The following is a 16,467-nucleotide window of genomic DNA, read 5'->3' on the forward strand; positions in this document are numbered from 1 at the left end:
GGCAATGATAAACTCTTCAGTAGAAAACATTTGTCCCACCGTATGCTTCTCGGCAATTGATGATCAGAAGCATACAGTGGGATTTTCATATTTGAAAAGTTGCACATCGCCTAGTCCTGATTCAATTGAGGAAGGCAATTTAATTGAGTGAGTGACACATCCTGTTATGAAAGCCCACAGGGAAGGAACAGTTAAAACGTCTCGAATTTGAATCCACCAACTATTACCTACAGATAGTCACCCAAAGTAGCTGGCTAAGAATACGCCTAGCCCGTAAGTCCCAAAGATGTTTTGAGTGACGCTGTAGAAGACAGCCAGACCAACAGCCTGAGTGCCAACCAGAGTGGGAGCGATCGCTAACCCCACAAAACTTGTATTTCCTAACATTGCCGCTAGGATAAAACTGCCCTGAGTAGACCGATCTAAATCAGGTAAAAAATATTTTTTATTTTCGCTTTCTGGTGCAACAAATTTTTTCCAAACCCCCAAACTCAGCCATGCCAAAGTGAAACCCAATATTAAAGCTCCCACTGTAATACTTGGTGCCAGTCCAACATTTTGAGAAAAATTGGTGCGACGAACCAGCGCTAGAATTTCTAACGGCACCCCAACCCAATAGAGAGTACGACCCAGAAACCTAGGCAAAGCGCTGGGAAGAAATCTAAATAAGATTAGGCCCAGCCCTGTCCACAGGATTAAAGGTGTATAAGCGTGAAACAGGGTTTCCGTTATTAGTTATTAATCACGAGTTAATAGCTAATGGTTTTTGAACAATTAGCCAGTTTCGCCTTAGCAGTTAACAATCCTTCAACGAACAAGTGACTATTTCAGCACAGTCATATCCTTAATCAGCCACTGACCATCTCTGCGTACCAAGTCATAACGGACACGCAGACTTTCATCGGAAGAATTGACTTTATTTTGCTCACCGGCTCGATAACTATCTACGGCTTCATTCACCTGTGCATCAACGCTAGCTTGATCTGGGTTAGTATCCCCTGTTTGAACAGATGTTACTTCGACCTTGTGCTGGTACTTCCGATAGGAGTTAGTGTTTTTAACGGTTTGGGCGTTTCTCTGCCAGCGAGACAAAGCTGGATCAACTAAGATTTGCTGTAACTTATCAACGTTATGCTCTGAACCGAAAGCATCTGCTTTACTTGATAGCCAAATCTGAATTACTTGTCGAGCAGTTTCCTCGTTTAGAGGGCCACTTGGAGCGATTAACTGACTACCAGGCTCCGGAATTGGTATAGGAGGAGCAGCCAGTTGTACCATAGGTTGCTCTCCCACTAATTCGGGTTCCGAGAAACTGCCAAGGGTTTTTTGTAGCCAATTGAAAGTAGCGACTAAGAGCATTAATAAAACTCCCGCGCCCAGGATTCCGGCAATTAAGAGTAAAATCAACCGCCCCGATTTTGGCGATCGCAACTTCGATGTTCTGCTGGCGCGACGAGTCGATAAATCTCCCCCAGTTGGCGATGCTTTTGAGCCAGAATCGGTTCTACGTAAGCGACTGGTGAACGTGGCGTTTCTGGCTTCTGCTTTGCCATTCTTGCGCGATCGCGCTGAAGAATCGCCAGCCAAGCCTATATCTTTCCCGTTGGTTTCGGGCGACGGTATAACAATTCGCTCTGCTGTCGGTAGAGGAGAAGCACCATTTGCCTGCGGTCGATCGATTGTAGCAGTCATACTTGCCAGTCGAGAGGCAGCAGTAGGTTCCAAGGGAGGTGATACATAAGAATCTTCGGCATTTTCTCTTGTCTCTTCCCTCGAAGCTCCGTTATTGGAACTTTCTACCCCCACAGGTTTGCGGAATCCTGGCGGATCGCTCACACTCCGTCCAGGGGGAGCAGCCGCATAAGATACTTGCTGAGTCGGCATTACCGCCCACTCGTTGGTCACATCTTCTTCTACTGGCAACTCTTCTAAATAAGCCTGAACCTGGTCATCTGCAAAATAATCCTTCAAAGAAGCCCGTACTGAAGCCAAGTCTCGGAAGTGGGGAAACACTTCCGTTTGCAACCAGCGCTCTCCGTAGAGACACAATCCTGGTAGCAAATCTGGCGCACCCTGAGAATGTTCTCGAATAAAGGCCAGAGGTTCATACTCTTGGCTGAGTTCTAGAGCGCGACTGGCTTCTTCTGTTTGACCTAGTAGCAGCGCACACACTGCCTGTTCCAGATGTACATCCTGACGCTTACCCAAACGCATTAACATCTGCTTGGCTTGTCTAATCAGGGCGGGCTGTCGTTCGGCAAACCCCCGCCCTAATAGGGCATAAACTGCTAAATAAGTGGCAACTGCCGAAGGACGACGAGCTTCTGCTTCAAATAGGTTCTGCTGTTCAGATGCAGTTAAGTAACTACGCAGTTGCTGGATGAAGCGGAGAAAGTCATCAATACTTAGCCCAGATTGATCTTCGCCTGTGCCATCAATTCCGCCGCGTTCTTGCAGCATTTCTTGCAGATGCTGCAATCCTTTGCGGCGTTCGGCAACCTTTTCCTCACTAGCCGAGAGTAATTCCAAGATGCGATAGGGACGCAACTTATAGAGATCCGCTTGAATTTCACCTCTCACGCTGGCAAATAACCCCTCTCGCAACAATAATTCTTGACCAGTTTCCAGAGAGGTAGCAGCATTTTCATATTGACCTTGCTGCCATTGCTCTCTACCTAGTTCTAGACAAGCCAGCGCCAGAGTCAAAACAATATCTGGCTGCACCAGTTCCGGGTCGCCCAAACGACCTTTTTCTAAACTGATGCTGGCGCGGCTGAGAAAGGGTCGTCCCAACTTCAGCACCAGTTCGTATTCTCCCAGCTCTTGCAAAATCAGCAGCGCCCCAACAAACTGCTCGCTTTGAATTTCGACGCTGGGGGTATAGGGGTCAACATCAGCTTTTGCTGGTGCTTCGTTTATTTCGGTACGAGGCTCCACATTGCCAAGAAAGGTGGCATCGTAGGCGGCACGCTGTTCTGGATCGCAAAGAACAGTGTAAGCTTCGTCTAACAGTTGTTTCCTGGCGGCGATCGTAATCTCGGAATATTCGCGCCGAGGAAGTTGCAGAGCGCGATCGCGATAAGCTTGCTGCAACTGTTCAGCTGTAGCCTGAATTGGCAGGCCCAGAATCCGGTAGTAATCGAGCGGAATTCTCACAGTCTACTTCCTCAGCCCCAAGCGACTAAATTAATATCTATAATCAAACATAAACTATAGAATAGTGCGATAATTATACCCCTTAGCTTCTATAGTAGAAGCGTATCTTGGTACATAAAAACCGCCCTTCAACCAATCAAGTTAAGTTTATCCCTAAAATCAATGGTTCAGGAACGCATTTTACCCGTCTTTGATACCGCTCAAACTCAAATCACCAAAGAGGAAGGATTGCTCCTTTACGAGGATATGGTCTTGGGGCGGTCGTTTGAGGACAAGTGCGCCGAGATGTACTACCGGGGCAAAATGTTCGGGTTTGTCCATCTATATAACGGTCAAGAGGCTGTGTCAACTGGTGTTATCCAGGCGATGCGTCCCGGTGAGGATTATGTTTCCAGCACCTATCGCGACCACGTTCACGCCTTGAGTGCTGGGGTTCCAGCAAAAGAGGTGATGGCTGAGTTATTCGGTAAAGCTACTGGTTGTAGCAAAGGGCGCGGCGGCTCAATGCACATGTTCTCATCGGAGCATAAGCTACTGGGAGGTTATGCCTTTGTTGCCGAAGGAATTCCTGTGGCTACTGGTGCGGCTTTTGCTAGCAAATACCGTCGCGAAGCCTTAGGCGATGCGGGTTCAGATCAAGTAACTGCTTGCTTTTTTGGCGATGGTGCTGCAAATAACGGGCAGTTTTTTGAATGTTTGAACATGGCAGCGCTGTGGAAATTGCCGATTTTGTATGTTGTGGAAAACAACAAGTGGGCAATTGGTATGGCGCACGAACGGGCAACTTCCGTGCCAGAAATTTATAAGAAAGCTCATGCTTTTGGCATGGCAGGTGTCGAGGTTGATGGAATGGATGTCTTGGCGGTGCGGGCTGTTGCCAAAGAAGCTGTTGCTCGTGCGCGTGCCGGTGAAGGTCCAACCCTAATTGAAGCCCTCACCTACCGTTTTCGCGGTCACTCTCTCGCCGACCCCGACGAACTCCGTTCCAAAAATGAGAAGGAATTCTGGTTCGCCCGCGACCCAATCAAAAAGTTGGCGGCGCATCTCACAGAGCAAAACCTGGCAACTCAAGAAGAACTCAAAGAAATTGATCGGAAAATCCAAGCCGTTATCGACGATGCGGTTAAATTTGCCGAAAGCAGCCCAGAACCAGACCCCAGCGAGTTATACCGCTACATTTTTGCCGAAGATTAACACTTGAGCTAACAACTTTTAATTAAAAATAAGGTAGGCAATGCCTACCTTATTTTTTTCTAATAATTGCTGCTTCCATTTAATAGGTAATAATCATTATATTGTCTTAATTAGTGTCAAAATAATAGTTGTAAAAGTTCTCGCAAGAATCGAATACTGTGAAAACAGATACGATTTTCTATCAACTCTTTCAAACCTTACGTAGCCTTTTATTTTAACTTATCGGGTAGCCACCAACCCAAGCTCAAAACTACCAATTTTCCTCAAAAGAAATCAAAGAATTGTCTCGCACCTTCAATAGTGTATTTCTGCCCCCAAGCTTCCACTAAGTAAGATGCACCCTTGATATCCCAGCATTTAAGCCAGTTGAAACTGACTTTAGCTCTTAGCCAAAACTTTAGTTCAGCGCCATCCGCGTATAGAGTAGCGAACCTAGAGCCAAAGTAATGGGAAAATATCGATACAATTAAGCGTGTTATGCCTTTCATGGGTTCTATGTCTACAATCTCCTCTGCTCCCTTTTCCCCTGAAGAAATCGCCGCTGAAGGTATAAAGCCGGAAGAATACACAGAAATTGTCCAGCGGCTAGGTCGTCATCCTAATAAAGCTGAGTTGGGAATGTTCGGTGTAATGTGGTCGGAACATTGCTGCTATAAGAACTCACGACCGCTATTAAAGCAATTTCCCACAGAAGGCGATCGCATTCTCGTCGGCCCAGGAGAAAATGCTGGTGTTGTAGACTTGGGCGATGGGCTGCAACTGGCGTTTAAAATAGAATCCCACAATCACCCCTCAGCTATCGAACCATTTCAAGGAGCAGCAACGGGAGTAGGTGGTATCCTCCGGGATATCTTTACAATGGGTGCGCGTCCCATTGCTTTGCTAAACTCCCTCCGCTTCGGTTCCCTAGAAGATGCCAAAACACGACGACTCTTCAGTGGCGTGGTATCAGGAATCTCACATTATGGTAATTGTGTCGGAGTCCCCACAGTTGGCGGTGAAGTTTACTTTGACCCAGCTTACAGCGAGAATCCCTTAGTCAATGTTATGGCTCTGGGGTTGATGGAAACTCCGGAAATTGTGATGTCTGGTGCTGCTGGAATAGGTAATCCGGTGCTTTATGTCGGTTCTACCACTGGACGCGATGGTATGGGTGGCGCGAGTTTTGCAAGTGCCGAACTCAGCGATGAATCGATGGATGACCGTCCAGCAGTGCAGGTAGGGGATCCTTTTTTAGAAAAATCCCTGATTGAAGCTTGTTTGGAGGCGTTCAAAACTGGCGCAGTGGTAGCAGCACAAGATATGGGTGCTGCTGGGATTACCTGTTCTACCTCAGAAATGGCAGCTAAAGGCGGCGTTGGGATTGAACTTGATTTAGATAAGATTCCAGTGCGGGAAACTGGGATGGTGCCTTATGAGTATCTGCTTTCTGAATCTCAAGAACGGATGCTGTTTGTTTCTCACAAGGGACGGGAACAAGAGTTAATTGATATTTTCCACCGTTGGGGGTTGCAAGCTGTAGTCGCCGGAACAGTAATTGAGAAGCCGATTGTGCGGATTCTGTTCCAAGGTGAGGTAGCGGCTGAAATCCCAGCAACGGCGTTGGCTGATAATACGCCAATTTATCATCGTGACTTGTTGACGGAAGCACCAGAGTATGCTCAAAAAGCTTGGAAGTGGACAAGCGAATCTTTGCCCACTTGCACGCCAGATGGCATTGAAATTCAAGGTAACTTCAAAACTTGGAATGATATCTTGCTTCAGTTGTTGGATACACCGAGCATTGCCTCTAAGCGTTGGGTTTATCGCCAGTATGACCATCAGGTGCAGAATAATACTGTAATTGTACCTGGTGGTGCTGATGCGGCAGTGGTGCGGGTGCGTCCGGTGGAAGCTAACAAAGGGGGCAATATAGGTGTTGCTGCAACGGTGGATTGTAATGCCCGTTATGTGTATCTCGACCCCTACGAAGGCGCTAAGGCAGTGGTGGCGGAAGCTGCCCGTAATCTTAGTTGTGTGGGAGCAGAACCGCTGGCGGTAACAGATAATCTGAATTTCCCTAGTCCAGAAAAGCCGATAGGTTACTGGCAACTGGCAGAAGCTTGTCGGGGAATAGCAGAAGCTTGTCGGGAGTTGCAAACGCCTGTCACTGGCGGCAACGTGTCTCTTTACAATGAAACTTTGGATAGTGAGGGCAAACCTCAACCTATTTATCCAACTCCAGTTGTGGGGATGGTGGGGCTGATTCCCGATATTACCGCCATATGTGGGCAAGGTTGGCAAGAGTCGGGAGATTTAATTTATATTATCGGACGGCGTTTGGATTCATCAGAGGGTGTAACGCTGGGCGGTTCCGAGTATTTGGCGACAGTTCACAATACTGTTGCTGGAAAACCGCCAGTGGTAGATTTTGAGTTGGAACGTAGGGTGCAAGCTGCTTGTCGCGAGGGAATTCGTCGCGGTTGGGTTCGTTCGGCGCATGATTGTGCTGAGGGAGGGGTGGCGATCGCTCTCTCAGAATCTTGCATCACTAGCAATCTAGGAGCCGAGATTAATCTTACTTCGGAATCTTCCTTACGTTGGGATGAAATTCTTTTTGGCGAAGGGGGAGCAAGAATTTTAATCTCTGTATCGCAACAACACCAAGCAATTTGGGAATCCTATTTACAGGAGCATCTGGAAGATAACTGGCAACAACTTGGTCGGGTTGGAAATCCAGACTCCTTTTTACGGGTTTTTACGACCTCAAGCCAAACCTTAATAGAAGTTAGCATGGAAGATATGAGCGATCGCACTCATAATGCTATTCAACGCCGCCTGGCAACTTAACGCTTGCCCTTTGTTTACTTCAATTGCTCACCTGATAACTATAGTTATAGGTGAGCGACATTAGGTTAAGGTTATGCGATTATTAAGGATTATTAAGCCTGGTTAGTCTTTCTGTGCTGCAATTAGGAGCCAACTTCTCAAATGATTCCCAACCATCCCCTCGATAGTAATGCTTATCCCGCCCAGTCGGACTCAGATGGACAGCGTCCTGATAAGCCAGAGGAAGCCTGTGGTGTTTTTGGCGTATACGCACCCGGACAAGATGTTGCCAAATTGACCTACTTTGGTCTATACGCCTTACAACACCGAGGACAGGAATCGGCAGGAATTGCCACTTTTGAAGGCAACCAGGTGCATTTACACAAAGAAATGGGATTGGTGTCCCAGGTATTTAGTGAAACAATCTTGAATCAATTGCCTGGAGATTTGGCGGTTGGTCATACTCGTTATTCCACTACTGGCTCTAGTCGCGTTGTGAACGCTCAGCCCGCTGTTGTGGAAACACGCTTAGGAAAACTGGCTCTTGCACATAATGGTAATTTAGTCAACACAACTCAGCTGCGCGAAGAATTGTTGCGGCGTAACTGGGACTTAATTACCACAACAGATTCAGAAGCGATCGCTTTGTCTATTGCCACAGAAATTAATGCAGGCAAAGACTGGTTAGAAGGAGCCATCTGCGCCTTTCGCCAGTGCAAAGGCGCTTTTAGCCTAGCAATCGGGACACCAGATGGCTTAATGGGGGTACGCGATCCTAATGGCATTCGCCCCCTGGTAATTGGCAGCATGGGTACCAGCCCCGAACGTTACGTACTTGCTTCTGAGACTTGTGGGTTAGATATTATTGGCGCGGAATACGTGCGCGATGTTGAACCAGGCGAATTAGTTTGGATCACCCAAGAAGGCTTGGCTTCATTTTTCTGGGCGGAACAACCTAAGCGGAAGCTGTGCATCTTTGAAATGATTTACTTTGCCCGCCCAGATAGCATTATGCACGACGAAACTCTGTATAGCTACCGTCTGCGGCTAGGTCGTCAACTGGCAAAAGAATCCCCCGCTGATGTCGATGTAATCATTGGTGTACCAGATTCCGGCATTCCAGCTGCTATTGGCTTTTCCCAAGCATCAGGCATCCCTTACGCCGAGGGTTTGATTAAGAATCGTTACGTCGGGCGTACCTTCATCCAGCCGACTCAGACAATGCGCGAGTCTGGCATCAAGATGAAGCTTAACCCTCTTAAAGATGTCCTAACTGGTAAACGAATCATAATTGTTGATGACTCCATCGTGCGGGGAACCACCAGCCGCAAACTTGTTAAAGCCCTCCGAGATGCTGGTGCGACTGAAGTTCATATGCGAATTTCTTCCCCCCCAGTAACTCACCCCTGTTTCTACGGCATTGACACCGACAACCAGGATCAGTTGATTGCTGCAACCAAGTCAGTAGCAGAAATTGCCGAACAAATTGGCGTAGACTCACTGGCTTATCTCAGCTGGGATGGAATGCTGAAGACGACAGGCGAAGATACTAATAGTTTCTGTTCTGCTTGCTTCACTGGTGACTATCCGATAACTGTTCCGGAGCAAGTAAAGCGTTCTAAGTTGATGCTGGAAAAATCTGCCACCTGTTAATCATTAGTCATTAGTTATTAGTTTTTTACTGATGACTAATGACTATTAATTAAATGGGCTGCGACAATCCCAAGTATTTCGTCAAATAAGGGGAAAAAACTTCGTAAATTAGGGTTAAGGGCTTTCCGTGGTGCCAAAATAGGTAATGGCGGCCCCAAAACGGCCCCACTTGTTCAAAAGCGGACTCTAACGCAGGTGAGTGACCGCAATAAATCCCTTGCACATCCCGATACAACTCAGTCCGCAACCGCGCCAGACTTGCCCAAATTGGCAAAGATCGATTTTGTAAATATTCATCTACATGGCTGGCTTCCCACCAGGAGGTAGCATAAGCCAATCGTTGCCCGGAAGCTGTACGCAGCCATACTTGCCGTCGCAACCTTGGCCCCGGAACCGCTTGGATGTGGTCTGGTGCGCCATCGGCATCCATGCCAACTAGGGACATATCAATTACGTCAACTTCTGTTGGTTCGCCAGTCAGAAGCTGTAGGTGCCGGGTAGGAGATCCATCGCCCAGCAAAAGCATTTGCCATGCTGGTGCTAACTGAGTGTGGGGCAATCCTTGCTGCACTACTTCTTCCCCGCCCTGCCAAATCGGGTTTAGAGAGTACCAAGCTGTCGGCAGTGCAACACTATTTGTAGGTCTAACAGTAGAAGTCAATTTTATTTACAAAACTTCATTATCTATATGAAATGATACAGAATTCTGCTCAGGAGCGCATCCCCATAAAAAATTATGAGTGCTGAGTTTAATCAAAACTCAACACTCAACAGTAACAAATAATGCGGATGGCGAGACTCGAACTCGCAAGGCAAAGCCACACGCCCCTCAAACGTGCGCGTATACCAATTCCGCCACATCCGCTCGGAGATTTATCTATAGTAGCATCTTCTATGCTAATTTCATTGTTCTTAGAGCAAAGGAAAGTTTTACGCCAAGAATGCAAAGTTAAAGAAGCGATCGCTATATTCTACTGAGATTAAAGGCGACATCCTGAAATAATTAGGATCGTAGGTTATGAAGCTCTCCCCCATTTCTATAAAAAGTTAGAAGATGCGTTTTTCCAAAATTTTGATTGCCAACCGAGGGGAAATTGCTCTCCGTATTCTCCGTACCTGTGAAGAGATGGGGATTGCTACTGTTGCGGTTCATTCGACGATTGACCGCCACGCCCTCCATGTCCAGTTGGCGGACGAAGCCGTTTGCATTGGCGAACCTGCCAGTAGCAAAAGTTATCTGAATATTCCGAATATCATTGCAGCGGCTTTAACGCGCAATGCGATCGCGATTCACCCAGGCTACGGTTTTTTGGCAGAAAACGCCAGATTTGCCGAAATTTGTGCCGCCCACCAGATTTCTTTCATCGGCCCTACGCCGGAAGCAATTCGGGCAATGGGCGATAAATCCACCGCCAAAGAAACCATGATTCGGGCTGGGGTTCCGACTGTACCGGGAAGTGATGGACTGTTGCTTTCGGAAAAAGAAGCACTAGCGATCGCCGATAAAATTGGATATCCCGTTATGATCAAAGCCACCGCTGGAGGTGGCGGACGAGGAATGCGCCTGGTACGCGAACAAAGCGAACTTGTCAAACTCTTCCTAGCTGCACAGGGAGAAGCCGAAGCTGCGTTTGGCAATGCAGGTGTCTATATGGAAAAATTTATTGAGCGTCCTCGCCACATTGAGTTTCAAATTTTAGCCGATAGCCACGGTAACGTCATTCACCTGGGGGAACGCGACTGCTCCATCCAACGCCGCCATCAGAAGTTATTAGAAGAAGCTCCCAGCCCAGTTCTAGACCAACAAATGCGCGAAAAAATGGGTAATGCTGCTGTTATGGCTGCTAAGTCTATTAACTACACCGGAGCTGGTACAGTAGAGTTTCTTCTCGCGCCTTCTGGGGAATTTTACTTCATGGAAATGAATACCCGGATTCAAGTCGAACATCCAGTTACAGAAATGATTACGGGATTAGACTTGATTGCAGAACAAATTCGCATTGCTCAGGGTGAGAAATTGCAGCTTACCCAAGACCAGGTAGTTCTCCGGGGTCATTCTATCGAATGCCGGATTAACGCGGAAGACCCGGATCACAACTTCCGCCCTCATCCAGGGCGAATCAGTGGTTACTTACCTCCGGGTGGCCCTGGCGTGCGGATGGATTCCCACGTCTATACTGATTATGAAATTCCGGCCTATTACGACTCGCTGATTGGTAAGTTAATTGTTTGGGGAAGCGATCGCCCGACAGCCATTAAGCGCATGAAGCGGGCTTTGCGGGAGTGCGCCATCACAGGTCTGCCAACAACTATCGCCTTCCATCAAAAAATTATGGAAACCCCAGAGTTTTTAGAGGGCGAGGTTTATACCAATTTCGTCGAGCAGTTAATGCAGAGGCAATAAATAACATTAGTAGGGTGGGCAAAAAGCCCACTCTACTCTAGACCTAATGCAGCATTGTAAGTAGTCCCTGTTGCCCCAAGAATATTTCTCGGATCAGGCTAAAAATACCCACCCAAATAATCGGGGTAATATCCACTCCCCCAATCGGCGGTACAATTTTACGCAACGGCACTAAAAAAGGTTCCGTAGGCCAAGCAATCAAATTGAAGGGAAGGCGGTTCAAGTCTACCTGGGGATACCAGGTAAGGACAATCCGGAAGATAAACAAAAAGGTCATTAAGCCCACAAGCGGGCCAAGTATCCAGCTAGCAAGCGTGACAGCGTTCATTGGCTCTTAATCTTTGGAAATTTCCAACGGTAAAAATTTCTATTTTGTTAGCTACCTGTCGTGCAATTGGTACGACAAGACAGATAATTTAAACTTTTGTAACTAAGTCTCTCATTATTCTAACGCAGCACTGTCCTCTGGTGCTGCGTTAGATTCCCAAAGGGCTGTAAAAGACCTTCAAGAAAATCAAGTGACCAAAAGGGTTCTCAAGGTCATAACATATCGTTAAAATTGATCAAAAGAAATCGTTGTAAAAGAGAGCGAAGAATAATGACACCTTCATTAGCGAATTTTTTGTACAGTCTGCTCTGGGGTGCTGTAATTGTGGTTATTCCGGCAACAGTAGCCCTGATCTTTATTAGCCAAAAGGATAAAATTCAACGTTCCTAGCTTTTGGGAGCAACCTGAAACCTCAGTTTAGCGAAAATTATTATTGTAGAGAGGCTTTCCAAAAAGCCTCTCTACATATAAAAAAACTGAGATGTTATATGTTAAAGGGAAGCTACTGCTGCCCTTCGAGACAAGTTAATCTCTGCGCGATCGCTCTCCTGCTGACCCAGGATACTAAAAATTAGAATTCCCAACCCGCGTAGCAATTTTTTCGGTGAACTAGCTAACATAGATTTGTCTTGGGAAAACACCAATGGTAAACTTCGGGCTTAATTCAGCCAGTATTCTGGGTATTTTTCTGGCAGTGGCAGGAGCAGCACTGTACTTCCTGCGCTCCGTGCGCCCAGAGCTAGCGCGAGACCACGATATTTTTTTTGCAGCCGTCGGTCTGTTGTGCGGCTTTATTCTCCTGTTTCAGGGATGGCGGCTAGATCCGATTTTGCAATTCGGTCAGTTTCTGTTGACTGGCTCAGCTATCTTCTTCGGATTTGAAAGCGTTCGGATGCGGGGAATAGCTACGGAGCAAGCAAAGCGGGATACGCCGATCGTAGAAGACGATCGACCAGTTAGCCGCGTGTATAGAGCCGAGTTCGATGAAATCGAACCGATGGAAGAGCGACCTGTAACTCGCCGCATCAGAGGAACGCAAGATTCCCGCAGCAGCCGCGAAACCTATGAGGATGAACCGCGTCGTCGTCCCAGCAGTCGGGGAACGCAAAGACCGAGTTCAACAGAGCGATCTAGTGAAACCGGAACTGGAATATCATCCAGAACGCGCAAAACATCGCGTCGCCCCCGTCCAGAAAGTCGCCCAACCGAACAGCCTGGTGGTTGGGAAGTTACAGACACTTGGGAGGACAAGCCAAGTCGTCCTAGCCGTCCAGAAGGTCGTCCGACAGAAAGGATTGATGATTGGCAAGCAACAGATACCTGGGAAGAAGATAAACCAATCCGTACCAGCCGTCCGGAAAGTCGTCCGACAGAAGAAACTGATGATTGGCAATCAACAGATACCTGGGAAGAAGATAAACCAATTCGTACCAGTCGTCCCAGCTCAACGCGATCGCCACGTCGCGATCCTGAGAGTTCAACTAAGCCAAAAAGAACTCGTCCGCCGAGAGAATCATCACGACCGCCTTCTGGCGATGTAGAAGCGACACCAACTGACTATGTGGAATACAAACCCATAGACTTTCCGGATAATGAAGGCGACAACTCAGGAAATTTTGCCTAAGAATGACTTAGTAAGGGCGATCGCTAGTAGATCGCCCAAAGTCCTGAGAATATTCCCGTATAACTACATTTGCCAGCAACTAGGCATTGAAGTGAAAAGATTGATGTGCCGCCTGAAAATCCATCCCTGGGTAAGGCGGAGTATTTGGTTAAGTATGCCCTTGTTAGCCGTAGCCTGTACCCCAGTCAATCGCACGCTAACGCCAGCTACCCTGAACAGTCGTTATACAGATGAGCAACCGACATTAAGCGGCAATGGTCGGTTTCTGGCGTTTGTGTCTAACCGCGATGGTGGGCGGCAAATTTGGATGTACGACTTGCAAGTTCGGCAATTTATAGATTTGCCGAACTTGAATAAAAGGGATGCGATCGCAGAAAATCCCAGCCTCAGTCATAACGGTCGCTACATAGCCTACATCGCCAGCGATCAAGGTCGCCCAGAATTAGAACTCTACGACCGCAGCACTAGATCGTCACAAATCTTATCCATTGGCTATCGCAGCTGGGTAAGAAATCCTAGTATTAGTCCAGATGGTCGCTACATTGCCTTTGAAAGTAGCAGTCGCGGTCAGTGGGACATTGAGGTGCTAGACCGGGGATCTAATATTGAATTAGATATCCCCGATGGCAGCCCATCTACCTCGCCTTGACACAGTTACCCGGCGATTAAAATCGTGGCTATAAAAACTAAGTCCGGATGGTGCGCGGGCTTAAATTAAGACTTGTGAAACCTTTGTAGGTAGGTTTCCTCTGTGTAGCTGCGACTGGAAGTCGCTATGTGCAAAATGTCAATGAAATGTTGCATTTTTCTATCAGCAGTTATCACCTTACCAGGTTTGCTGAGCAGCTGTAGTGGCTCAGGTCGTTTGATGAGCTTTCCTTTCGATTCAGCAGGGCGAAGTTTAAATAGTCCTGCGTCAGAGTTAACACCCCAACTTGCCAGTCGGTACATTGTGTTTATTTCTGATCGGCGTAGCACTCAAGACGTTTATCTTTTTGATACGGTGGATCAGCGTGTGATTGATTTACCGGGTTTAAATGCCTTGGATGCGATCGCTTCCCACCCCTCTATATCTGCTGACGGTCGTTACATTGTTTTTGCCGCCAGTCGTCAAGGTCGTTCGGGAATCTACCTCTACGATCGCGAGACTCGGCAGTTACGCAATCTTACAGAAAACTTACAAGCAGAAGTGCGAAACCCTACAATTAGCGCCGATGGCGGTACTATCGCCTTTGAATCCAGTGAAAATGGTCAGTGGGATATTGCAGTTTACGGCCGTTCTGGGGAACCCCTGATTCCACCATCTCCATAATGATGCAGGACTTAGGCAAATACCTCCGACGAATAAACTTGCCTGCTAGACCAACGAAATCGCGACTAGCAGGTTTAGAAAATGTGAATATATTTATAGCCCGCCTGGGCGGGCTTTGTTTGTTCGTCTTTGGCTTTAGTCGTTCGCTACTGTGGTTAACAATTTTGTTAGGCTTAAGCCTGACTGGTTGCCTGGATACCCAGCTATTCAACCAGCCGCAAATACTCACGGGTGGCATCAACAGCCAAACGCCAGATGAACATCCCGCCTACAGCAGCGACGGGCGTTATCTTGCTTTTGCCTCTGACCGCAATAACAATCGAGACATCTTTCTCTACGACTTGCAGGAACGCCGTCTCGTTTCTATCCCAAATCTAAATCGCCGCGACTCCAGACAGGATCAACCTGCTCTTAGTGCTGATGGTAGATTTATCGCCTATGTTTCTAGCGAACGGGGTAAAACTGATATCTTTGTTTACGATCGCCAAATCCAAAGATCGCGATTGCTCACCAGCAACATCCGAGGGTCAGTGCGCCATCCCACCATTACCGGAGATGGGCGTTATGTGGCTTTTGAAAGTAGTCAGTTGGGTCAATGGCATATTGCAATTGTCGATCGGGGTACTCAGGCGGCATCCGGATTTCAACAACAATAGAAGATGATTGAAATAAACCAGAAGCCGGTAGCGATACACGCGATCGCTATCAAATATGTTAGAACAATCAAAAAAGCTTAAAAAAACTAACGAATGAGTACCAAACTCCTGCGTAATGCAACTTCGGGAATCGTCGCTGCCGCAGTTGCCATTGGTGCTAATGCGATGGGAGCGATCGCTCCCTTGGACTTTATTGCCCCAAATAGCGCCTTTGCCCAAGACGTTGACGAAAGAACTAATATTCAGGTTTATAAAAAAGCCAGTCCCGCTGTGGTTTCCATTGACGCGGGTGATGGCACTGGCAGCGGCAGCATCATTAGCCGAGACGGCCTAGTTTTAACCAATGCCCACGTCGTGGCACAAGCTCGTCGTCGCACCTTGAGCATCATTCTTGCAGATGGTAGAAGACTTCCAGCAGATATTGTTGCTTTTGGTAATAATGGTCTAGATTTAGCCGTTCTAAAAATTCGCGGACAGAATAATCTACCTACAGTCGCCTTAGCTCGTCCTGGCTCAGTGCAAGTAGGACAACGAGCTTATGCTATTGGTAATCCCTTTGGGCAATTTCAGGGAACCTTTACTGTTGGGATTGTCAGCCGCATCGACCAACAGCGAGGATTAATTCAAACAGATGCAGCCATCAATCCTGGTAATTCCGGAGGGCCACTACTGAATAGCCAGGGACAGCTGATTGGCGTGAATACTGCTATTTTCACTAGCGGTCGGACTGCTGGCAATATTGGCATTGGTTTTGCTATTCCTGTAGACCAAGTGCAACCTTTTCTGACCGCAGTTCGCCAAGGACGCGCCTCCACTACCTCGACTCGCCAACGACCAACTTCCCCTGTTAAACAGCCTCAGCGAATATCATTAAATGGTACTTTCATCAATGCTGCACTCAGTAAGGGTGACAATGTTTTACCAGTAGATAACAGCTTTTTTGATCTCTACATTTTTCAGGGAAGAGCTGGAGCGCGGATTAGGATTGACATGATCAGCCAGCAGCTAGACCCATATTTGATTCTCCTCGACCCGAATGGGAATGAGCTTGCTCAAGACGATGATGGCGGCGGTAATGGAAATGCTACTATTATGGCGACACTGCCAGCAAATGGCACTTACTTGGTGATTGCCAATTCCTCCGGGGGAGGAGAAGCTGGGGCTTATCGCTTACGTGCGATCGCAACATCTGGTACTCTTTCTCCACAGCGACGCCCCCCAGGGTAAGCTCATCTAATTTGGTATAAATTGTACTTGACAATAAATCTGGGGTCTGAGAAGTGAAAAAACAAGCAATGCGAGCGCCGGAAAATCTCCAGGAGTAGGCTGATA

At 47.4% G+C, this 16,467-nt stretch carries 15 protein-coding genes, 1 tRNA gene and 1 pseudogene; 11 read left to right on the forward strand and 6 right to left on the reverse strand.

Going from position 1 to position 16,467, the window contains the following annotated elements:
• Positions 1-237: 237 nt before the first annotated feature.
• Positions 238-645 carry a hypothetical protein gene (locus H6F66_RS15595; protein WP_190422895.1) on the reverse strand — a complete coding sequence of 136 codons (408 nt, stop codon included), beginning with the start codon at positions 643-645 and terminating at the stop codon, positions 238-240.
• A gap of 177 nt (positions 646-822) precedes the next feature.
• Positions 823-3,156: an IMS domain-containing protein gene (locus tag H6F66_RS29365; RefSeq protein ID WP_190422896.1), complete on the reverse strand. Its 2,334-nt coding sequence runs from the start codon at positions 3,154-3,156 to the stop codon at positions 823-825.
• Between the two features lie 162 nt (positions 3,157-3,318).
• Between H6F66_RS29365 and pdhA the strand changes: the two genes are divergently transcribed.
• The 4 genes and pseudogenes from pdhA to purF all read left to right on the forward strand — a co-directional run bounded on the left by pdhA (position 3,319) and on the right by purF (position 8,811).
• Positions 3,319-4,350 (forward strand): pyruvate dehydrogenase (acetyl-transferring) E1 component subunit alpha, encoded by a 1,032-nt coding sequence (gene pdhA, locus H6F66_RS15605; RefSeq protein WP_190422898.1) that lies wholly within the window; start codon positions 3,319-3,321, stop codon positions 4,348-4,350.
• A gap of 158 nt (positions 4,351-4,508) precedes the next feature.
• A pseudogene (locus H6F66_RS29370) lies at positions 4,509-4,664 on the forward strand (DUF2887 domain-containing protein); the annotation flags it as partial.
• A 181-nt stretch (positions 4,665-4,845) separates the two neighbouring features.
• Positions 4,846-7,179, forward strand: coding sequence for a phosphoribosylformylglycinamidine synthase subunit PurL (gene purL / locus H6F66_RS15615; RefSeq protein WP_190422900.1), 2,334 nt, complete (start codon positions 4,846-4,848; stop codon positions 7,177-7,179).
• A 141-nt stretch (positions 7,180-7,320) separates the two neighbouring features.
• The gene (gene purF, locus H6F66_RS15620; RefSeq protein WP_190422902.1) at positions 7,321-8,811 is read left to right on the forward strand and encodes an amidophosphoribosyltransferase; all 1,491 of its coding nucleotides are present in this window, start codon (positions 7,321-7,323) and stop codon (positions 8,809-8,811) included.
• 49 nt (positions 8,812-8,860) lie between these two features.
• Here purF and H6F66_RS15625 read toward each other — a convergent pair whose 3' ends face one another.
• Entirely contained in the window at positions 8,861-9,472 is a 612-nt protein-coding gene (locus H6F66_RS15625) for a chorismate lyase (protein ID WP_190422904.1), read from the reverse strand.
• Positions 9,473-9,595: 123 nt separating this feature from the next.
• A tRNA-Leu gene (locus tag H6F66_RS15630) sits at positions 9,596-9,676 on the reverse strand.
• A gap of 189 nt (positions 9,677-9,865) precedes the next feature.
• On the opposite strand from H6F66_RS15630, the gene accC reads away from it, so the two are divergent.
• Positions 9,866-11,215: an acetyl-CoA carboxylase biotin carboxylase subunit gene (gene accC, locus H6F66_RS15635; protein WP_190422905.1), complete on the forward strand. Its 1,350-nt coding sequence runs from the start codon at positions 9,866-9,868 to the stop codon at positions 11,213-11,215.
• Between the two features lie 43 nt (positions 11,216-11,258).
• On the opposite strand, the gene H6F66_RS15640 is transcribed toward accC, so the two are convergent.
• The gene (locus H6F66_RS15640; protein WP_190422907.1) at positions 11,259-11,543 is read right to left on the reverse strand and encodes a YggT family protein; all 285 of its coding nucleotides are present in this window, start codon (positions 11,541-11,543) and stop codon (positions 11,259-11,261) included.
• A 270-nt stretch (positions 11,544-11,813) separates the two neighbouring features.
• On the opposite strand from H6F66_RS15640, the gene H6F66_RS15645 reads away from it, so the two are divergent.
• Positions 11,814-11,933, forward strand: coding sequence for a photosystem II reaction center X protein (locus tag H6F66_RS15645; protein ID WP_190410189.1), 120 nt, complete (start codon positions 11,814-11,816; stop codon positions 11,931-11,933).
• Positions 11,934-12,034: 101 nt separating this feature from the next.
• Here H6F66_RS15645 and H6F66_RS28950 read toward each other — a convergent pair whose 3' ends face one another.
• Positions 12,035-12,163, reverse strand: a complete 129-nt coding sequence (locus tag H6F66_RS28950) for a hypothetical protein (protein WP_277873794.1) — start codon at positions 12,161-12,163, stop codon at positions 12,035-12,037.
• 23 nt (positions 12,164-12,186) lie between these two features.
• On the opposite strand from H6F66_RS28950, the gene H6F66_RS15650 reads away from it, so the two are divergent.
• The 5 genes from H6F66_RS15650 to H6F66_RS15670 all read left to right on the forward strand — a co-directional run bounded on the left by H6F66_RS15650 (position 12,187) and on the right by H6F66_RS15670 (position 16,362).
• Complete coding sequence (locus H6F66_RS15650; RefSeq protein ID WP_190422909.1) at positions 12,187-13,167, forward strand: Ycf66 family protein; 981 nt, start codon at positions 12,187-12,189, stop codon at positions 13,165-13,167.
• Positions 13,168-13,321: 154 nt separating this feature from the next.
• Positions 13,322-13,816, forward strand: coding sequence for a biopolymer transporter Tol (locus H6F66_RS15655; protein WP_347269393.1), 495 nt, complete (start codon positions 13,322-13,324; stop codon positions 13,814-13,816).
• 141 nt (positions 13,817-13,957) lie between these two features.
• A complete protein-coding gene (locus H6F66_RS15660) occupies positions 13,958-14,479 on the forward strand; it encodes a PD40 domain-containing protein (protein WP_190422911.1) in 522 nt (173 codons plus the stop codon).
• A 161-nt stretch (positions 14,480-14,640) separates the two neighbouring features.
• Complete coding sequence (locus H6F66_RS15665) at positions 14,641-15,135, forward strand: biopolymer transporter (RefSeq protein WP_347269394.1); 495 nt, start codon at positions 14,641-14,643, stop codon at positions 15,133-15,135.
• A 93-nt stretch (positions 15,136-15,228) separates the two neighbouring features.
• The gene (locus tag H6F66_RS15670) at positions 15,229-16,362 is read left to right on the forward strand and encodes a trypsin-like peptidase domain-containing protein (RefSeq protein WP_190422913.1); all 1,134 of its coding nucleotides are present in this window, start codon (positions 15,229-15,231) and stop codon (positions 16,360-16,362) included.
• The last annotated feature ends 105 nt before the right edge of the window (positions 16,363-16,467 follow it).

The organism is Trichocoleus sp. FACHB-6 (assembly GCF_014695815.1).
Classification (GTDB): domain Bacteria; phylum Cyanobacteriota; class Cyanobacteriia; order Cyanobacteriales; family FACHB-T130; genus Funiculus; species Funiculus sociatus.